Raw genomic sequence first — 16,139 nt, forward strand, 5'->3', positions numbered from 1 at the left:
GACGATCACCGCCGGTCGCCCACCGCGAACCCGATCGCGGTCAGCAGCAGCCAGAGCGGGCCGGTGAACCCGGCCATGTACTGCAGCGGCGAGATGCCGAGCAGCAGCGTCAGCCCGCCGAGCACCGCGCCCACCCAGCCGAGCCACCGCGGCGCCGCCGCGTGCCGCAGCGCCGCCACGGCCACCGCGACCCCGGACAGCCCCGCCCCGACCCACAGCCACGGGATGGTCGCGATCCAGTCGCTGAAGAACGCGCCCGACTCCGGGACGATCAGGTCGACATCGGCGAGGCCGAACATGAACTGGGTGTCGAGCCCCGACCCGAGCAGCCCCGCGACGGCCACCAGCAGCAGCCCGCCGGACGCGACCGACGGCAGCAGGCTCCCCGCAGGCGCCTGCTGGGACAGCCGCCGGGACAGGCCTGCGGCGAAGACGACGGCCAGCAGCGCCGACAGGATCGTCGCGGTGTGGAACAGCAGCAGCGTCGCGGTGCGCCCGGACAGGTCGGCGATGATCGCGTCCGCGTCGCCGGCGGTCTCCTCCCAGTTCACGCCGAGCGCCATCGAGGCCTGGATGCCGACCAGGCCGGTCACGCCGGCCGCGATCCCGGCGAGCGCCCAGCCGCGCGGCTGCGGCCGGACGCGGCTGACGGCGATCGACGCCGGGGTGGTCGCGGGCGTCGCGCCCGCCGCGTCGGTGCCGCCCCCTGCGGCGGCACCGACGCCGGACGCGCGGCCGGCGGTCGTGGACGAGGTGTCGTGCGTGGTCATGTCGTGCCCCTCCGTGACGGGGAGGCCCGGTGCCTCCGCCGGGCACGACGCTGGGCCCGGGGGCGTCCCGGGCGGAAGGGCGGGTGGCCCGGATCGCCGGGTGATCGACCCGGGCGCCCGGGCGGCGGGCGGGTATCCCGGTGCGGCCCGCTGGACGCCGTCGCTACACTCGTGCGCACAGGCACCGATCCGGCCATCACCGGGGAGCCTCCGGAAGAACAGGGCGGCAGCACCACCGGCGCCCCCAGTAGAACCGGACGGGGCAGGCCCGTCACAGCCGTCGCAGAGAGTGGTCGCGCGCCGACCCCGCCCCCGGCGGGACCCGGCGATCGGCAAGCGGGGTGGTACCGCGGTGCGCACCGGGCGAGAGCCGGGCGGGCGTCGTCCCCGTGGATCCGCCACCGCACCGCGAGCCCCCGGGCCCGCCGACCACCAGGAGCGCCATCCGCCATGGCCTATCCGCTGCACCGCACCCCGAGCGGCAAGCACGCCGCCCCCGTCGCGCCCGGCGCGTCCTTCGGCCTGCCCGCGTCCCCGGACCTGCCGGCGCTGGAGAAGGACGTCCTCGCGTACTGGGAGTCCGACGGCACGTTCCAGGCGTCGATCGACGCCCGTGACGCCGGCACCGACGGCGCCAACGAGTTCGTGTTCTACGACGGCCCGCCGTTCGCGAACGGCCTGCCGCACTACGGCCACCTGCTGACCGGGTACGCCAAGGACATCGTCGGCCGGTACCAGACGCAGCGGGGCCGCCGCGTCGAGCGCCGGTTCGGCTGGGACACGCACGGCCTGCCGGCGGAGCTCGAGGCGGAGCGGATCCTCGGCATCACCGACAAGGCGCAGATCGAGGAGATGGGCATCAAGGCGTTCAACGACGCCTGCCGGACGTCGGTGCTGCGGTACACCGACGAGTGGCAGGTGTACGTGACGCGCCAGGCGCGCTGGGTGGACTTCGAGCACGACTACAAGACGCTCGACCCGACGTTCATGGAGTCGGTGATCTGGGCGTTCAAGCAGCTCTACGACAAGGGCTGGGCGTACGAGGGCTACCGCGTGCTGCCGTACTGCTGGAACGACCAGACGCCGCTGTCGAACCACGAGCTGCGGATGGACGACGACGTCTACAAGGACGTCCAGGACCAGACGGTGACGGTCACGTTCCCGCTGACCGGCGAGCGCACGGCCGAGCTCGGCCTCGACGGCGTCGCCGCCCTCGCCTGGACGACGACCCCGTGGACCCTGCCGACCAACTCGGCGCTCGCGGTCGGCCCCGACGTCACCTACGCGGTGGTCCCCGCCGGCCCGAACGGCACCTCCGCGACGGCGGAGCAGTTCCTGCTCGCCCGCGACCTCGTCAAGGGGTACGCCAAGGACCTCGGCTACGACTCCGCCGAGGACGCCCTGGCCGCGGTGACCCGCGAGGTGCGCGGCGCCGACCTGGCCGGCGTCCGGTACGAGCGGCTGTTCGACTACCTGGCGGACCAGCCGCGCATGGCCGAGCACGGCTTCCAGATCCTGCTCGCCGACTACGTCACGACCGAGGACGGCACCGGCGTGGTGCACCAGGCCCCGGCCTACGGCGAGGTCGACCAGGAGACCTGCGAGGCGGTCGGCATCCCGACGGTGCTGAGCGTCGACGAGGGCGGGAAGTTCACGTCCCTCGTGCCCGACTTCGAGGGCCAGCAGGTCTTCGAGGCCAACAAGCCGATCACCCAGCGGCTGCGCGCCGACGGCCGCCTGCTGCGCCAGGCGTCGTACGTGCACTCGTACCCGCACTGCTGGCGGTGCCGGAACCCGCTGATCTACAAGGCCGTGTCGTCCTGGTTCGTGAAGGTCACGGCCTTCCGCGACCGGATGGTCGAGCTCAACCAGGACATCTCCTGGGTGCCGGAGCACATCCAGGACGGCCAGTTCGGCAACTGGCTCGCGAACGCCCGCGACTGGTCGGTGTCCCGGAACCGGTACTGGGGCACGCCGATCCCGGTGTGGGTGAGCGACGACCCGGCGCACCCGCGCATCGACGTCTACGGCTCGTTCGCCGAGCTGGAGGCCGACTTCGGCCGGCTGCCGCTGAACGACGCCGGCGAGCCCGATCTGCACCGCCCGTTCATCGACGAGCTGACCCGCCCGAACCCGGACGACCCGACCGGGCACTCGACCATGCGCCGGATCCCGGACGTGCTGGACGTGTGGTTCGACTCCGGCTCGATGCCGTTCGCCCAGGTGCACTACCCGTTCGAGAACGCCGACTGGTTCGAGCACCACTACCCGGGCGACTTCATCACCGAGTACATCGGGCAGACGCGCGGCTGGTTCTACCTGCTGCACGTGCTGGCGACCGCGCTGTTCGACCGCCCGGCGTTCCGCACGTCCGTCTCGCACGGCATCGTGCTGGGCTCGGACGGCCGCAAGATGAGCAAGTCGCTGCGGAACTACCCGGACGTGAACGAGGTGTTCGACCGCGACGGCTCGGATGCGATGCGCTGGTTCCTCATGGCGTCGCCGATCCTGCGCGGCGGCAACCTGGTCGTCACCGAGGAGGGCATCCGCTCGGAGGTGCGCCAGGTGCTTCTTCCGCTGTGGAGCACCTGGTACTTCTTCGCGCTGTACGCCAACGCGGCGAACGACGGGACCGGCCTCACCGCCGGCCGGGTCACGCCCGACACCCCGGTCACCACCATGGACCGGTACGTGCTCGCCCGGACCCGGAAGCTGGTCGAGACCGTGACCGCGCAGCTCGACGCGTACGACGTGCCGGGAGCCTGCGAGACCGTCCGGGTGCACCTGGACCTGCTGACCAACTGGTACGTCCGCACGCAGCGCGACCGGTTCTGGTCCGAGGACGCCGCGGCGTTCGACACGCTGTGGACCTCGCTCGAGACGCTGACCCGCGTCATGGCGCCGCTGGCCCCGCTGCTCTCCGAGGAGGTGTGGCGCGGCCTGACCGGCGACCGGTCGGTGCACCTGACCGACTGGCCGACCCTGGGCGACGGCTCGGCGGACGACCTGGCGCTCGCGGCCGACGACGACCTGGTCGCCGCGGTCGACGGCGTGCGCGAGGCGGTGTCGGCGGCGCTCGCGCTGCGCAAGGCCAACGGCCTGCGCGTCCGCCAGCCGCTGAACGAGCTGCGCGTCGCCACGGCGACGCCCGAGGCGCTGGCCCCGTTCGCGGACCTGCTCGCCGCGGAGCTCAACGTCAAGCACGTCGCGCTGTCGACGGTCGAGGAGGCGGCCGCCGGCGGCGTCGCGGTCCGGAGCAACCTCGCGGTGAACGCGCGCGCCGCCGGCCCGCGCCTGGGCCGCGGCGTCCAGGCCGTGATCCGCGCGGCGAAGGCCGGCGACTGGTCGACGGACGCCGAGGGCACCGTGGTCGTGCGCACCGACGACGGCGAGGTCCCGATGCAGCCGTCCGAGTACGAGCTGACGACCACGATCGACGTCACGACGGCCGAGGGCGAGGCCCCGACGCTGGCCGCGGGCGTGCTGCCCTCGGGCGGGTTCGTGGTGCTGGACCTGGCGCTGGACGAGGCGCTGCTCGCCGAGGGCTACGCCCGCGACGTGGTCCGCGCGGTGCAGGACGCCCGCAAGGCGGCCGACCTCGTGGTCACCGACCGGATCCGGCTCACGCTGGGCGTCCCGGCCGAGCACCGGGCCGCGGTCGACGCGCACCGGGAGTTCATCGCGCGGGAGACGCTGGCGACGGAGGTGGTCGTCGAGGACGGCGGCTCCGAGCTCACCGTCGGCGTCGAGCGGGTGGCCGCCTGATGGCCGCCGCGAAGGGCCGCGGGGGAGCGGACCACCAGCGCGACGAGGCCGCCGCAGCCGCCCGCCGCGCCGCCGACGAGGTGTACGCCGGCATCCTCGAGCGCGCGCCCGAGCACGACATCGACCCGACCCTCGACCGGGTCGCTGCGGTGTGCGACCTGCTGGGCGACCCGCAGAAGGCGTACCGGGTCGTGCACCTCACCGGCACGAACGGCAAGACGTCGACCGCGCGCATGGTCGAGCGGCTGGTGCGCGAGCACGGGCTGCGCACCGGCCGGTTCACCAGCCCGCACCTGCACCGGGTGACGGAGCGCATCGCGATCGACGGGGAGCCGATCTCCGACGAGGCGTTCGTGGCCACCTGGCAGGACATCGCGCCGTACGTGCACATGGTCGACGTCAAGGAGCAGGAGGCCGGTCGGCCCCGGCTGAGCTTCTTCGAGGTGTTCACCGTCATGGCGTTCGCGGCCTTCGCGGACGCCCCGGTGGACGTCGCGGTGGTCGAGGTCGGGATGGGCGGCCGCTGGGACGCCACGAACGTCGCCGACGGCGAGGTCGCGGTCATCACCCCGGTCGCCTACGACCACGAGCGCTGGCTCGGGCACACCCTCGTGGAGATCGCGGGGGAGAAGTCGGGGATCGTCAAGGACGGTGCCACCCTCGTGCTGTCGACGCAGGAGGAGGACGCCGAGGGCGTCATCCTGCACGCCGCGGCCGAGCACGGGGCGCGGGTGGTGCGCGAGGGCGTCGACATCGACGTGGTGGACCGGCAGGTCGCCGTGGGCGGGCAGCTGCTCACGCTGCGCGGCTCCGGCGGCGTCTACACCGACGTGTTCCTGCCGCTGCACGGCGAGCACCAGGCGCACAACGCGCTCGCGGCGCTCGCGGCCGTCGAGGCGCTGATCGCCGGCGGCGGCGCGCTGGACGGGTCGGTGGTGGAGGCGGCGTTCGCCGACGTCGACTCCCCGGGCCGCCTGGAGCTGGTCCGGTCCAGCCCGACCGTCCTGGTCGACGGGGCGCACAACCCCGCGGGCGCGGAGGCGCTGGTCGCGGCGGTCGAGGAGGCGTTCGCGTTCCAGCGGATCGTCGGGGTGGTCGGGGCGATGGCGGACAAGGACGCCGAGAGCCTGCTCGCGGTCCTGGAGCCGTACCTGGCCGAGGTCGTCGTGACGCGGGCGTCGAACCCGCGGGCGATGGAGGTCGACGACCTGGCCGAGATCGCCGTCGACGTGTTCGGCGAGGACCGGGTGCACGTCCGCGAGCGGCTCGACGAGGCCGTGACCCTGGCGGCGGACCTCGCGGAGCGCGAGGTGGAGCGCGGCGCGGCCGTCCTCGTGACCGGGTCGATCTACCTGGTGGCCGAGGCGCGGGTGCTCACCGGCCGCGCCTGACGGACGCCGCGGCGGGGGTGCACGAACGTGCACCCCCGCCGCACACCGTGCCCTTGACGGCCCGCGACCAGCGCGGCGAGTGTGAGCACTGTCGCGGCGAGGGCGCCGCGGTCCGGGTGCCGGGAAGGAAGCATCGCCGTGAAGAAGCTCATCAACGACCCCCAGAACGTCGTCGCCGAGTCGGTGGAGGGCTTCGGCCTCGCGCACGCCGACGTGGTCGAGGTGCACACCGACCCGCTGTTCGTCTCCCGCGCCGGCGGCGCCGTGAGCGGCAAGGTCGGCCTCGTGTCCGGCGGCGGCTCCGGCCACGAGCCGCTGCACGCCGGGTTCGTCGGCGACGGGATGCTCGACGCCGCCGTGCCGGGCGCGATGTTCACCTCGCCCACACCGGACCAGATCGCCCCCGCGTTCGCGGCGGCCGACGGCGGGGCGGGCGTCCTCGCGATCGTCAAGAACTACACCGGCGACGTGCTCAACTTCGAGACCGCCGCCGAGCTCGCCGACGCCGACGACCTGACGGTCCGGACGGTGGTCGTGCACGACGACGTCGCGGTCGAGGACTCGCTGTACACCGCGGGCCGCCGCGGCGTCGCGGGCACCGTCGCGGTCGAGAAGATCGCCGGCGCAGCCGCCGCCCGGGGGGACGACCTGGACGCCGTCGTCGCGGTGGCGGAGAAGGTCGTGGCGAACGCGCGGTCGATGGGCGTCGCGCTGACCGCGTGCACCGTCCCGCACGCCGGCAAGCCGTCCTTCGACCTGCCGGACGACGAGCTCGAGATCGGCATCGGCATCCACGGCGAGCCGGGCCGGCGCCGCATCAAGGCCGCCCCGGCCGACGAGATCACCGAGATGCTGCTGACCCCGGTGGCCGACGACCTCGGCCTGGCGTCCGGGGAGCAGGTGCTGCTGTTCGTCAACGGCATGGGCGGCACGCCGCTGTCGGAGCTCTACGTCGTCTATCGTCAGGCACGCAAGCTGCTCGAGGGCCGCGGGGTCCAGGTGACCCGCTCGCTCGTGGGCAACTACGTGACATCACTGGAGATGCAGGGCGCCTCGGTCACTGTCCTCCGGTTGGACGACGAGCTCACCGCGCTCTGGGACGCGCCGGTGCGCACGGCCGCGCTGCACTGGTAGCCGGCCCGCCGCCCTCCCGGGGGCGGGGTCGTGGGTCCGACGGCGGAGGTGGGAACGGGACATGACGGGCTCTCTGGACGCGGGCTGGGCGGTCGCCTGGGTGCGGCGCACGGCGCAGGTGGTCGCCGAGCACCGGGAGGAGCTCATCGAGCTCGACCGGCAGATCGGCGACGGCGACCACGGCGAGAACCTCAACCGGGGGTTCACCGCCGTGACGGCCAAGCTGGACGCGCTGGACGCCCCGCCGGGCGACGTCGGCGCCGTGCTCAAGCTCGTGGCCACGACCCTCATGTCCACCGTCGGCGGCGCCGCGGGCCCGCTGTACGGCACGGCCTACCTGCGCGCCGCGAAGGTGACCGGGCTGCCGGAGCTCGACAGCGCCGCGGTCGTGGCGCTGCTGGAGGCCGGCCTGGAGGGCATCGTCGTGCGCGGCAAGGCCACGACGGGCGAGAAGACGATGGTCGACGCGTGGACCCCGGCGGTCGAGGCCGCCGTGGCCGCGTCCGACGCGGGCGCCTCCCCGGCCGCGGTGCTGGCCGCCGCGGCCGAGGCGGCGCGCGCCGGGGCCGAGGCGACGATTCCCCTGGTCGCGACGAAGGGGCGCGCGTCCTACCTGGGCGAGCGCTCGGCCGGGCACCAGGACCCCGGCGCCACGTCGACCGCCCTGATCCTCGAGGCGGCGGCTGCCACCGCGGAGGCGACGGCATGACCGCCCCGGTCGCCCTCGTCCTGGTCTCGCACTCGGCGACGCTGGCCGAGGGCGTCCGGGAGCTGGCGGCGCAGATGGCGCCGGAGGTGCTGATCGTCGCGGCCGGCGGCGACGGCGCGGGCGGGCTCGGCACGAGCTTCGACCTGGTCGAGCAGGCGCTCGGCGAGGCGACGGCCGACGGCCGGTCCGCGGTCGTGCTCACCGACCTGGGGTCGGCGGTCCTCACCACCGAGTCCGTCCTCGAGTTCCTCGACGAGGACGTCGCGGCCCGGGTGCACCTGGCGGACGCGCCGTTCGTCGAGGCGGCGGTCGCCGCCGGGGTGACCGCCGCGGGCGGGGCGCCGGTGGGCGAGGTGCTCGGCGCCGCCGTGGCCGCGGGGGCGGGCTTCCCGCACGCCGCGGGGCCGGGGGAGGTGGCGCCCGAGGCGTCCGCCGAGCCCACGCCGCCCGCGCCGCCGCACGCCGGCGACTCCGCAGCCCCCATCACCGCGCACGTCGTCGTGCGCAACCCCATGGGACTGCACGCCCGCCCGGCCGCGGTGCTCGCCCGGATGATGGCCGGGTTCGACGCCGCCGTGCAGGTCGACGGCGTGAACGGCGCGAGCGTCCTGGAGCTCATGCAGCTCGCCGCGACGCAGGGCCGGACCCTCGAGGTGACGGCCACCGGTCCGCAGGCGCGGGTCGCCGTGGACGCGTTCGTCGGGGCGGTCGAGGAGGGCTTCGGCGAGGTGTGACGGGCCTCGCACCTCCGTTGCCCTGGACAACTCTGCACGCTCTGCAATAATTCAGGGCGTGCAAGAAGTCGTGGAGCCCGAGGGGCTGCGGGCGCGCAAGAAGCGCGCCCGCCTGGAGGCGTTCGTCGACGCCACCCACCGCCTCGCGGCGGAGCAGGGCCTGGACCGCGTGACGGTCGAGGCCATCTGCGCCGAGGTCGGCGTCTCGGTCCGCACGTTCTTCAACTACTTCGAGTCGAAGGACGACGCCGTGCTCGGCATGGAGCACTGGCGCCTCGACGAGGCCGCCGCCGAGGCGTTCGCGACCGGCGGGCCCACCGGCGACCTGCTCGCCGACATGCAGGCCCTCACCGCCAGCGCCCTCGACCACCCGCCGCTCGGCAAGGAGCGGATGGAGCGGGCCTTCGAGCTCGCGAAGGGCCACCCGGAGCTCATGCTCCGGGCCTACACCCACGTCCAGGGCCTGCACGACGAGATCGGCGCCCTGGTCCGGCGCCGGCTCGGCGACGCGGCCGACGAGTCCGCGGTCGCCCTGGTCGGGACCCTGCTGCTCGGCCTCGCCCACGCGACGTTCGTGCGCTGGGACACCGCCGGGGGGACCGGCGACGTCCAGGACCACCTGCCGTCGGTCGTCGCGGACCTCACCGCGATCTTCGCGCCCCGCTAGCACCCGTCGCGGTCCGGCCGCCTCCGCGGCCACCGCACCACCACCCGCCGCACCACCACCGCCGACGACGGCCCCGCCCCGGCGTCGCCCCGGCGGCCCCGGCGCCGCCCGCACGAGAACGAGGTACCCATGGCCACCGCCGCCCCCGCCCCCGACAAGCCCCTGGTGGAGCTGAACCAGCGCACCGTGTGGCTGATCTTCGGGGCCCTGCTCGCCAGCATGCTGCTGTCGTCCCTCGACCAGTCGATCGTCGGCACCGCGATGCCCACGATCGTCGGCGAGCTGAACGGCGTCGAGCACCAGGGCTGGGTCGTGACGATCTACATCCTGGCGATCGCGATCGTCATGCCGCTGTACGGCAAGTTCGGCGACCTGTGGGGGCGGCGCTGGCCGTTCCTGGTCGCGATCAGCCTGTTCACGCTCGCGTCCGCCGGCGCCGGCTTCGCGCAGACCTTCCACGAGCTGGTCATCTGGCGCGGCGTCCAGGGCCTCGGCGGCGGCGGCCTGATCATCCTGTCGCAGGCGATCATCGCCGACATCGTGCCCGCCAAGGAGCGCGGCAAGTACATGGGCCCGATGGGTGCGCTGTTCGGCGTCTCCGCGGTCGCCGGCCCGCTGCTCGGCGGCCTGTTCACGGACCACTTCGACTGGCGCTGGTGCTTCTGGATCAACATCCCGATCGGCATCGCCGCGCTCGTCGTCGCCTGGTTCACGCTGAAGCTGCCGAGCCACCGGTCGAACCGCCCGCTCGACGTCGCGGGCATCGTCCTGCTGACCCTGGCCACCTCCGGCCTGGTGCTCGTCACCTCGTGGACCTCGCTGTCCGGCGAGGGCGGCTACGACTGGTCCGACCCGCGCCTCGTCGGCCTGCTGGTCGGCACCCTGGCCGCCGCCGTGGCGTTCGTGCTCGTCGAGCTGCGCGCCGCCGAGCCGATCCTCCCGCTGCGCCTGTTCAAGAACCCGACGTTCACCCTCGCCACCGGCATCGGCCTGGTCATCGGCATGGGCATGTTCGCGTCGCTCGCGTTCCTCCCGACCTTCCTGCAGATGTCGACCGGCTCGGGCGTGACCGAGTCCGGCCTGCTCATGCTGCCGATGACCGTCGGCGTCATGCTGACCTCGATCGCCTCCGGCCTCGCGATCACGAAGACCGGGAAGTACAAGGCGTTCCCGATCACCGGCATGGCGATCACCACGCTCGGCCTGGCCTGGCTCACCACGATCACCGGCGACATGTCGATGGTGCTGTTCGGCGCGATGATCTTCGCGCTCGGCGCGGGCCTCGGCCTCGTCATGCAGACCGTCGTGCTGGCCGTGCAGAACTCCGTCGACCCGCACGAGCTCGGCACCGCCACCTCCGCGAACAACTTCTTCCGCGAGATCGGCGCCGCGGTGGGCACCGCGCTGTTCAGCACGATCTTCACCACGCGGCTGTCCGAGCGGCTCGAGTCCGTGTTCGCGGGCGCCGGCTCCGCGGGGATCGACACCGGCGGCTCCGCCGAGTCGCTGACTCCCGCTCTCGTCTCCCAGCTGCCCGAGCCGCTGCACGACGGCGTGGTCACCGCGTACACCGAGGCGCTCGCCCCGGCGTTCTGGTACCTGGTGCCGCTGCTGGCGGTCGGCTTCGTGCTCACGCTGTTCCTGCGCGAGGTGAAGCTGTCCGACGTCGCCGGCATGGTGGCGCGCGGCGAGGCGACCGCGGGTGCGACGGGGGCGACCCCGAGCGCGTCCGCGGCCGCCCCGGGCGAGGGCGCGGGCCCGGACCACGGCTCCGCCGACGACCGCAGGTAGCCTTCCCGCGTGAGCATGCACTCCTCTCGGCCCGTGCGCCAGAAGCGCCCCGCCAAGCCCCAGTTCACCTCGATGATCCTGGTCCTCGAGGGCGTGCTGGTGCTGTTCGCGGCGCTGACGGCGTACGGGCTGGCGCAGGCCGGCGTGGTCGCGGCGTCGCCGGCGGTGCTCTGGACCGTCGCGGGCGTGCTGTTCGTCGTGCTCGTCGTGCTGTCCCGGCTGGTCACCGCGCCGGGCGGCTACGTCGCCGGGTCGGTCGCGCAGGTGGTCGTCATCGCCTGCGGGTTCGTGATCCCGCTGATGTTCGCGCTCGGCCTGCTGTTCGCGGTGCTCTGGTTCGTGTCCCTGCGCCTGGGCGCGCGGATCGACCGCGAGCGGGCGGCGTTCGACGCCGAGTACCCGGACCAGACACCGCAGGGCGGCCTCCCGCCCCGCGCCCAGGACCCGCCCGCCGCGCCGGGCTCGCCGACCGCGCCTGGCTCGCCGACCGCGCCTGGCTCGCCGAGATAGGACCTGCGCGCCGAGGTAGGACCGTCGCCGGTCCGATCTCGGCGGAACGGTCCGATCTCGGCGGTGCTCGTTCGTTAGGGTTCGGGGCATGAGCGACATCCAGCGCACCCTCGTCCTGGTCAAGCCCGACGGCGTCGGCCGCGGACTCTCCGGCGAGGTCCTCCGCCGCATCGAGGCCAAGGGCTACACCCTCGTGGCCGTCGAGCTCCGCACCGCCGACGACGCCCTCCTGGAGGAGCACTACGCCGAGCACCAGGGCAAGCCGTTCTTCCAGCCCCTCGTCGACTTCATGAAGTCCGGGCCGGTCCTGGCCGTCGTGGCCGAGGGCCACCGCGTCATCGAGGGCTTCCGGTCCCTGGCCGGCGCCACCGAGCCCACCACCGCCGCGCCCGGCACCATCCGCGGCGACCTCGGCCGCGACTGGGGCCTCAAGGTCACCCAGAACCTCGTGCACGGCTCGGACTCCGAGGAGTCGGCCGCCCGCGAGATCGCCCTCTGGTTCCCGGCCCTGGCGGTCTGACCCACCACCTCCCGGGGCACGGGCCGCGGCCGCACTAGGCTGCGGCCCGTGCACCTGAAGACGCTCACCCTGCGCGGGTTCAAGTCGTTCGCCTCGGCGACGACGCTGAACCTCGAGCCCGGGGTGACCTGCGTCGTCGGGCCGAACGGCTCCGGCAAGTCCAACGTCGTCGACGCGCTCGCCTGGGTCATGGGCGAGCAGGGCGCCAAGTCGCTGCGCGGCGGCAAGATGGAGGACGTCATCTTCGCCGGCACCTCCGGCCGCCCGCCGCTGGGCCGGGCCGAGGTCGCGCTGACGATCGACAACACCGACGGCGCCCTGCCGATCGAGTACACCGAGGTCACGATCTCGCGGACGCTGTTCCGCAACGGCGGCTCGGAGTACGCGATCAACGGCCGCGCGTGCCGGCTGCTCGACATCCAGGACCTGCTGTCCGACTCCGGGCTCGGCCGCGAGATGCACGTCATCGTCGGCCAGGGGCAGCTCGACGCCGTGCTGCGCGCGACCCCGGAGGAGCGCCGCGGGTTCATCGAGGAGGCCGCGGGCGTCCTCAAGCACCGCAAGCGCAAGGAGAAGGCGCTCCGCAAGCTCGACGCGATGCAGGCGAACCTCACCCGGCTCACCGACCTGACGGGGGAGCTGCGCCGCCAGCTCGGCCCGCTCGGGCGGCAGGCCGAGGTCGCCCGCCGCGCACAGACCGTGCAGGCCGACCTGCGCGACGCCCGCGCGCGGCTGCTCGCCGACGACCTGGCGCAGCTCACCGCGCAGCTGGAGCAGGAGATCGCCGACGACACGGCTCTGCGGGCCCGCCGGGCCGAGGCGGAGGCGGCGCTGGACGCCGCCCGCACCAGGCTCGCGGCGCTGGAGCGCGAGGCGGCCGAGGCGGCGCCGGCGCTCGGCGAGGCGTCCGACGTCTGGTACCGGCTGTCCTCGCTGCGCGAGCGCCTGCGCGGGACGGCCTCGCTGGCCGCGGACCGCGCCCGGCTGCTGGGCGGGGCCGGTCCCGAGCCGACCCGCGGGCAGGACCCGGACGACCTCGAGCGCCAGGCGGAGCGCGCGCGCGCGGCCGAGGCCGAGCTCACCGCCGAGGTCGACGCCGCCCGCGCCGCGCTGGAGGCCGCGCAGGCCGCCCGCCAGGATGCGGAGGGCGCCGCCGCGGCGGCCGAGAAGGCGCTGGCCACCGTGCTGCGCGGTGCGGCCGACCGCCGCGAGGGGCTCGCACGCCTCGCCGGGCAGGTCGGCGCGCGGCGCAGCCGGCTGGAGGCCACCGAGGCCGAGATCGGCCGGCTCCGCGAGACGCTGACCGCGGCCGAGCGCCGCGGGCACGAGGCGACCGTCGAGTTCACCGCCCTGGAGACCCGGGTCGCCGGCGTCGAGGAGGGCGAGGAGGACCTGGACGCCGCGCACGAGGCGGCCGCCGAGGCCGTCGAGACCGCGTCAGCGCGGGTCGCCGAGCTGACGGCGCAGCTGACCGAGGCCGAGCGCGAGCGCGCCGCGCTGGAGTCCCGCATCGAGACGCTCGAGCTCAGCCTGACCCGCAAGGACGGCGCCGGCGCGCTGCTCGCGGCGGACGACCTGGTCGGCGTGGTCGGCTCGGTCGCCGCGCTGCTCGGCGTCGCGGCCGGGGACGAGGACGCGATCGTGGCGGCGCTCGGTGCGTCCGCGGACGCGGTCGCGGTCGAGTCGGTGGAGGCGGCGGTGGACGCGATCCGCTGGCTGCGCGAGCAGGACGCCGGGCGGGCGGGGCTCGTCGTCGCGGCCGGGGACGCGGCGGACGCGGGCGACGAGGACCAGGGCGCGGCCCCCGACGGCGCCGACTGGGCGCTCGACCTCGTCCAGGCGCCGCCGGCCGTCGTCCCCGCCGTGCGGCGGCTGCTGCGCGGCGTCGCCGTCGTGGACGACCTGGTCGCCGCACGCGGCGTGCTGCGCGACCGCCCCGACCTCGTGGTCGCGACCCGCGCCGGCGACGTGCTCGCCGCGCACCGCGCCTCCGGGGGCTCCGCCACCGCGCCGAGCGCCCTGCACCTGCAGTCCGCCCTGGACGACGCCCGGCAGGGCGCCGAGGCGGCGGCGGCCCGCGCGGAGCAGGCGCGGTTCGCCCTGGTGGGCGCGCGCGAGGCCGAGGAGGCCGCCCGCGCCGAATACCAGCGCACCCTCGACGAGCTCAACGAGTCCGACGCCGCGCTGGCCGCGGTCGCCGAGCAGCTCGGCCACCTCGGCGCGACCGCCCGCGCCGCGCGGAACGAGGCGGAGCGCGTCCAGGCGTCGCTGGCCACCGCGGAGCAGACCCTCGCCGACGGCGCCGCCGAGCTGGCCGAGCTCACCGAGCGGCTGGCCGCCGCCGAGGCCGAGCCCGCCGACACGGACGCCGCGATCGAGGAGCGCACGGGGGAGCGGGACGCCGCGAACGCGGCCGCGACCGCCGCGCGCGGCAAGGAGACCGAGGCCCGGCTCAGCCTGCGCACCGCCGAGGAGCGGGCCCGGGCGCTGTCCGGCCGCGCCGAGTCGCTCGACCGCGCCGCGCGCACCGAGCGGGCCGCGCGCGAGCGGGCCGCCGAGCGGGAGCGCGCCCGCGCCCGGCAGGCCGCCGTCGCGACCGCCGTCGCCCTGGGCGCGACGCAGGCGCTCGGCGCGATCGAGCACGCGCTGCAGCGGGCCGCCGACGAGCGGGACGCCGCGGAGGCCGCGCGCGCCGAGCGGGAGACCGCGCTGTCCGCGGTGCGGTCGCGGGTCGACGAGACCCAGCGCGAGGTCGCCCGGCTGACCGACGCCGCGCACCGGGACGAGGTGCTGCGCGCGGAGCAGCGGCTGCGGGTCGAGCAGCTGCAGGTCCGTGCCGTCGAGGACCTCGGCATCGACCCGACGGTGCTGGTCGAGGAGTTCGGCCCGCACCGGCCCGTCCCGGTCCTCACCCCGCCCGCGGCCGGGGCGGGCGAGGACGAGGACGCCGGCCCGCGCGAGGTGCCGTACGTCCGCGCCGAGCAGGAGAAGCGGCTGAAGGCGGCCGAGCGCGCGCTGTCGCAGCTGGGCCGGGTCAACCCGCTGGCCCTGGAGGAGTTCGCGGCGCTCGAGGAGCGGCACAAGTTCCTGGTCGAGCAGCTCGCCGACCTCAAGAAGTCGCGCGCCGACCTGCTGGAGATCGTCAAGGAGATCGACGAGCGCGTCGAGCGGGTGTTCGCCGACGCCTACCGCGACACCGCCGAGCAGTTCGACCGGGTGTTCCCGCGGCTGTTCCCCGGCGGCGAGGGTCGGCTGGTGCTGACCGACCCGTCGGACATGCTCACGACCGGCATCGAGGTCGAGGCCCGGCCCGCCGGCAAGAAGGTCAAGCGGCTGTCTCTGCTGTCCGGCGGCGAGCGCTCGCTCACCGCGGTCGCGCTGCTGGTGTCGATCTTCAAGGCCCGGCCGAGCCCGTTCTACGTGATGGACGAGGTCGAGGCCGCCCTCGACGACGCGAACCTGGGCCGGCTGCTGGAGATCTTCCGCGAGCTGCAGGAGGACTCCCAGCTCATCGTCGTCACGCACCAGAAGCGGACGATGGAGATCGCCGACGCCCTGTACGGCGTCACGATGCGGGGCGACGGCGTGACGACGGTCATCTCCCAGCGGCTCCGCGACGAGGTCCCCGCCTGACGGTGTGAAGATCACGTGGGGGTTCGCCGCCGATGCGGGCGCCGTCCCGCCGGCTCCCAGGTCGACGGCGGACAATCGTCCCCATGGGCGGCTATCTCGTGGTGATCGGGCTGGCGCTCGTCGCTGCCATCGGCGTGATCGTCCTGGCGAACGCGGCGGGCGACGGGGGGACGGACCTGCGCACGTTCTGGGCGGACCTCCGCAGCGGGCTGCGCCGGCGCCGGGACCGTGACGCGGAGGCCCCGGTCGTCGACGAGGCGGAGCCGGTGGACGTCCCGTTCGACCAGCTGTTCGCCGAGGCGTCCCAGCCCGACGACGGCTACCTGCAGCTCGACGAGCTCGCGGAGATGCTCGAGCGCACGGGGGAGCGCGCCGTCCGGCTGCGCGAGCACCTGCCCTACCCGCGGGCCGGGGCCGGGGCGCCGGCCGAGCGCCTGGTCGTCCAGGACGGGGTGCCCGCACCCGCCGTCGCGGACCCGGACCGCACGCCGACGCCGCCCCCGCACGCGCGGCGC

The 16,139-nt window shown here is 74.9% G+C and carries 12 protein-coding genes; 11 read left to right on the forward strand and 1 reads right to left on the reverse strand.

Annotation, left to right across the window (positions count from 1 at the left end; translation table 11 throughout):
* Positions 1-5 precede the first annotated feature (5 nt).
* Complete coding sequence (locus J5O08_RS10965) at positions 6-770, reverse strand: hypothetical protein (RefSeq protein WP_255589624.1); 765 nt, start codon at positions 768-770, stop codon at positions 6-8.
* Positions 771-1,220: 450 nt separating this feature from the next.
* Between J5O08_RS10965 and ileS the strand changes: the two genes are divergently transcribed.
* The 11 genes from ileS to J5O08_RS11020 all read left to right on the forward strand — a co-directional run.
* The gene (gene ileS, locus J5O08_RS10970) at positions 1,221-4,535 is read left to right on the forward strand and encodes an isoleucine--tRNA ligase (protein WP_218706883.1); all 3,315 of its coding nucleotides are present in this window, start codon (positions 1,221-1,223) and stop codon (positions 4,533-4,535) included.
* On the forward strand, positions 4,535-5,926 hold the full coding sequence (locus J5O08_RS10975) for a folylpolyglutamate synthase/dihydrofolate synthase family protein (RefSeq protein ID WP_218706885.1): 1,392 nt from the start codon (positions 4,535-4,537) through the stop codon (positions 5,924-5,926). Before ileS ends, J5O08_RS10975 begins: the two co-directional genes overlap by 1 nt.
* A gap of 138 nt (positions 5,927-6,064) precedes the next feature.
* Positions 6,065-7,060: a dihydroxyacetone kinase subunit DhaK gene (dhaK, locus tag J5O08_RS10980; protein WP_218706887.1), complete on the forward strand. Its 996-nt coding sequence runs from the start codon at positions 6,065-6,067 to the stop codon at positions 7,058-7,060.
* Positions 7,061-7,121: 61 nt separating this feature from the next.
* Positions 7,122-7,769 carry a dihydroxyacetone kinase subunit DhaL gene (gene dhaL, locus J5O08_RS10985; protein WP_218706889.1) on the forward strand — a complete coding sequence of 216 codons (648 nt, stop codon included), beginning with the start codon at positions 7,122-7,124 and terminating at the stop codon, positions 7,767-7,769.
* A complete protein-coding gene (dhaM, locus tag J5O08_RS10990) occupies positions 7,766-8,503 on the forward strand; it encodes a dihydroxyacetone kinase phosphoryl donor subunit DhaM (protein WP_217615831.1) in 738 nt (245 codons plus the stop codon). Before dhaL ends, dhaM begins: the two co-directional genes overlap by 4 nt.
* 58 nt (positions 8,504-8,561) lie before the next feature.
* Positions 8,562-9,170, forward strand: coding sequence for a TetR/AcrR family transcriptional regulator (locus J5O08_RS20945; protein ID WP_168216846.1), 609 nt, complete (start codon positions 8,562-8,564; stop codon positions 9,168-9,170).
* A gap of 129 nt (positions 9,171-9,299) precedes the next feature.
* On the forward strand, positions 9,300-10,961 hold the full coding sequence (locus J5O08_RS11000; protein ID WP_218706891.1) for an MDR family MFS transporter: 1,662 nt from the start codon (positions 9,300-9,302) through the stop codon (positions 10,959-10,961).
* Between the two features lie 15 nt (positions 10,962-10,976).
* The gene (locus J5O08_RS11005; RefSeq protein ID WP_218706907.1) at positions 10,977-11,471 is read left to right on the forward strand and encodes a DUF4233 domain-containing protein; all 495 of its coding nucleotides are present in this window, start codon (positions 10,977-10,979) and stop codon (positions 11,469-11,471) included.
* A gap of 88 nt (positions 11,472-11,559) precedes the next feature.
* The gene (gene ndk / locus J5O08_RS11010; RefSeq protein WP_218706892.1) at positions 11,560-11,991 is read left to right on the forward strand and encodes a nucleoside-diphosphate kinase; all 432 of its coding nucleotides are present in this window, start codon (positions 11,560-11,562) and stop codon (positions 11,989-11,991) included.
* A gap of 48 nt (positions 11,992-12,039) precedes the next feature.
* The gene (gene smc, locus J5O08_RS11015) at positions 12,040-15,624 is read left to right on the forward strand and encodes a chromosome segregation protein SMC (protein ID WP_218706893.1); all 3,585 of its coding nucleotides are present in this window, start codon (positions 12,040-12,042) and stop codon (positions 15,622-15,624) included.
* An 83-nt stretch (positions 15,625-15,707) separates the two neighbouring features.
* The coding region (locus J5O08_RS11020; protein WP_218706894.1) for a hypothetical protein at positions 15,708-16,139 on the forward strand (432 nt) is incomplete at its 3' end.

This window comes from Cellulomonas sp. PS-H5 (genome assembly GCF_019265565.1).
Taxonomy (GTDB): Bacteria; Actinomycetota; Actinomycetes; order Actinomycetales; family Cellulomonadaceae; genus Cellulomonas.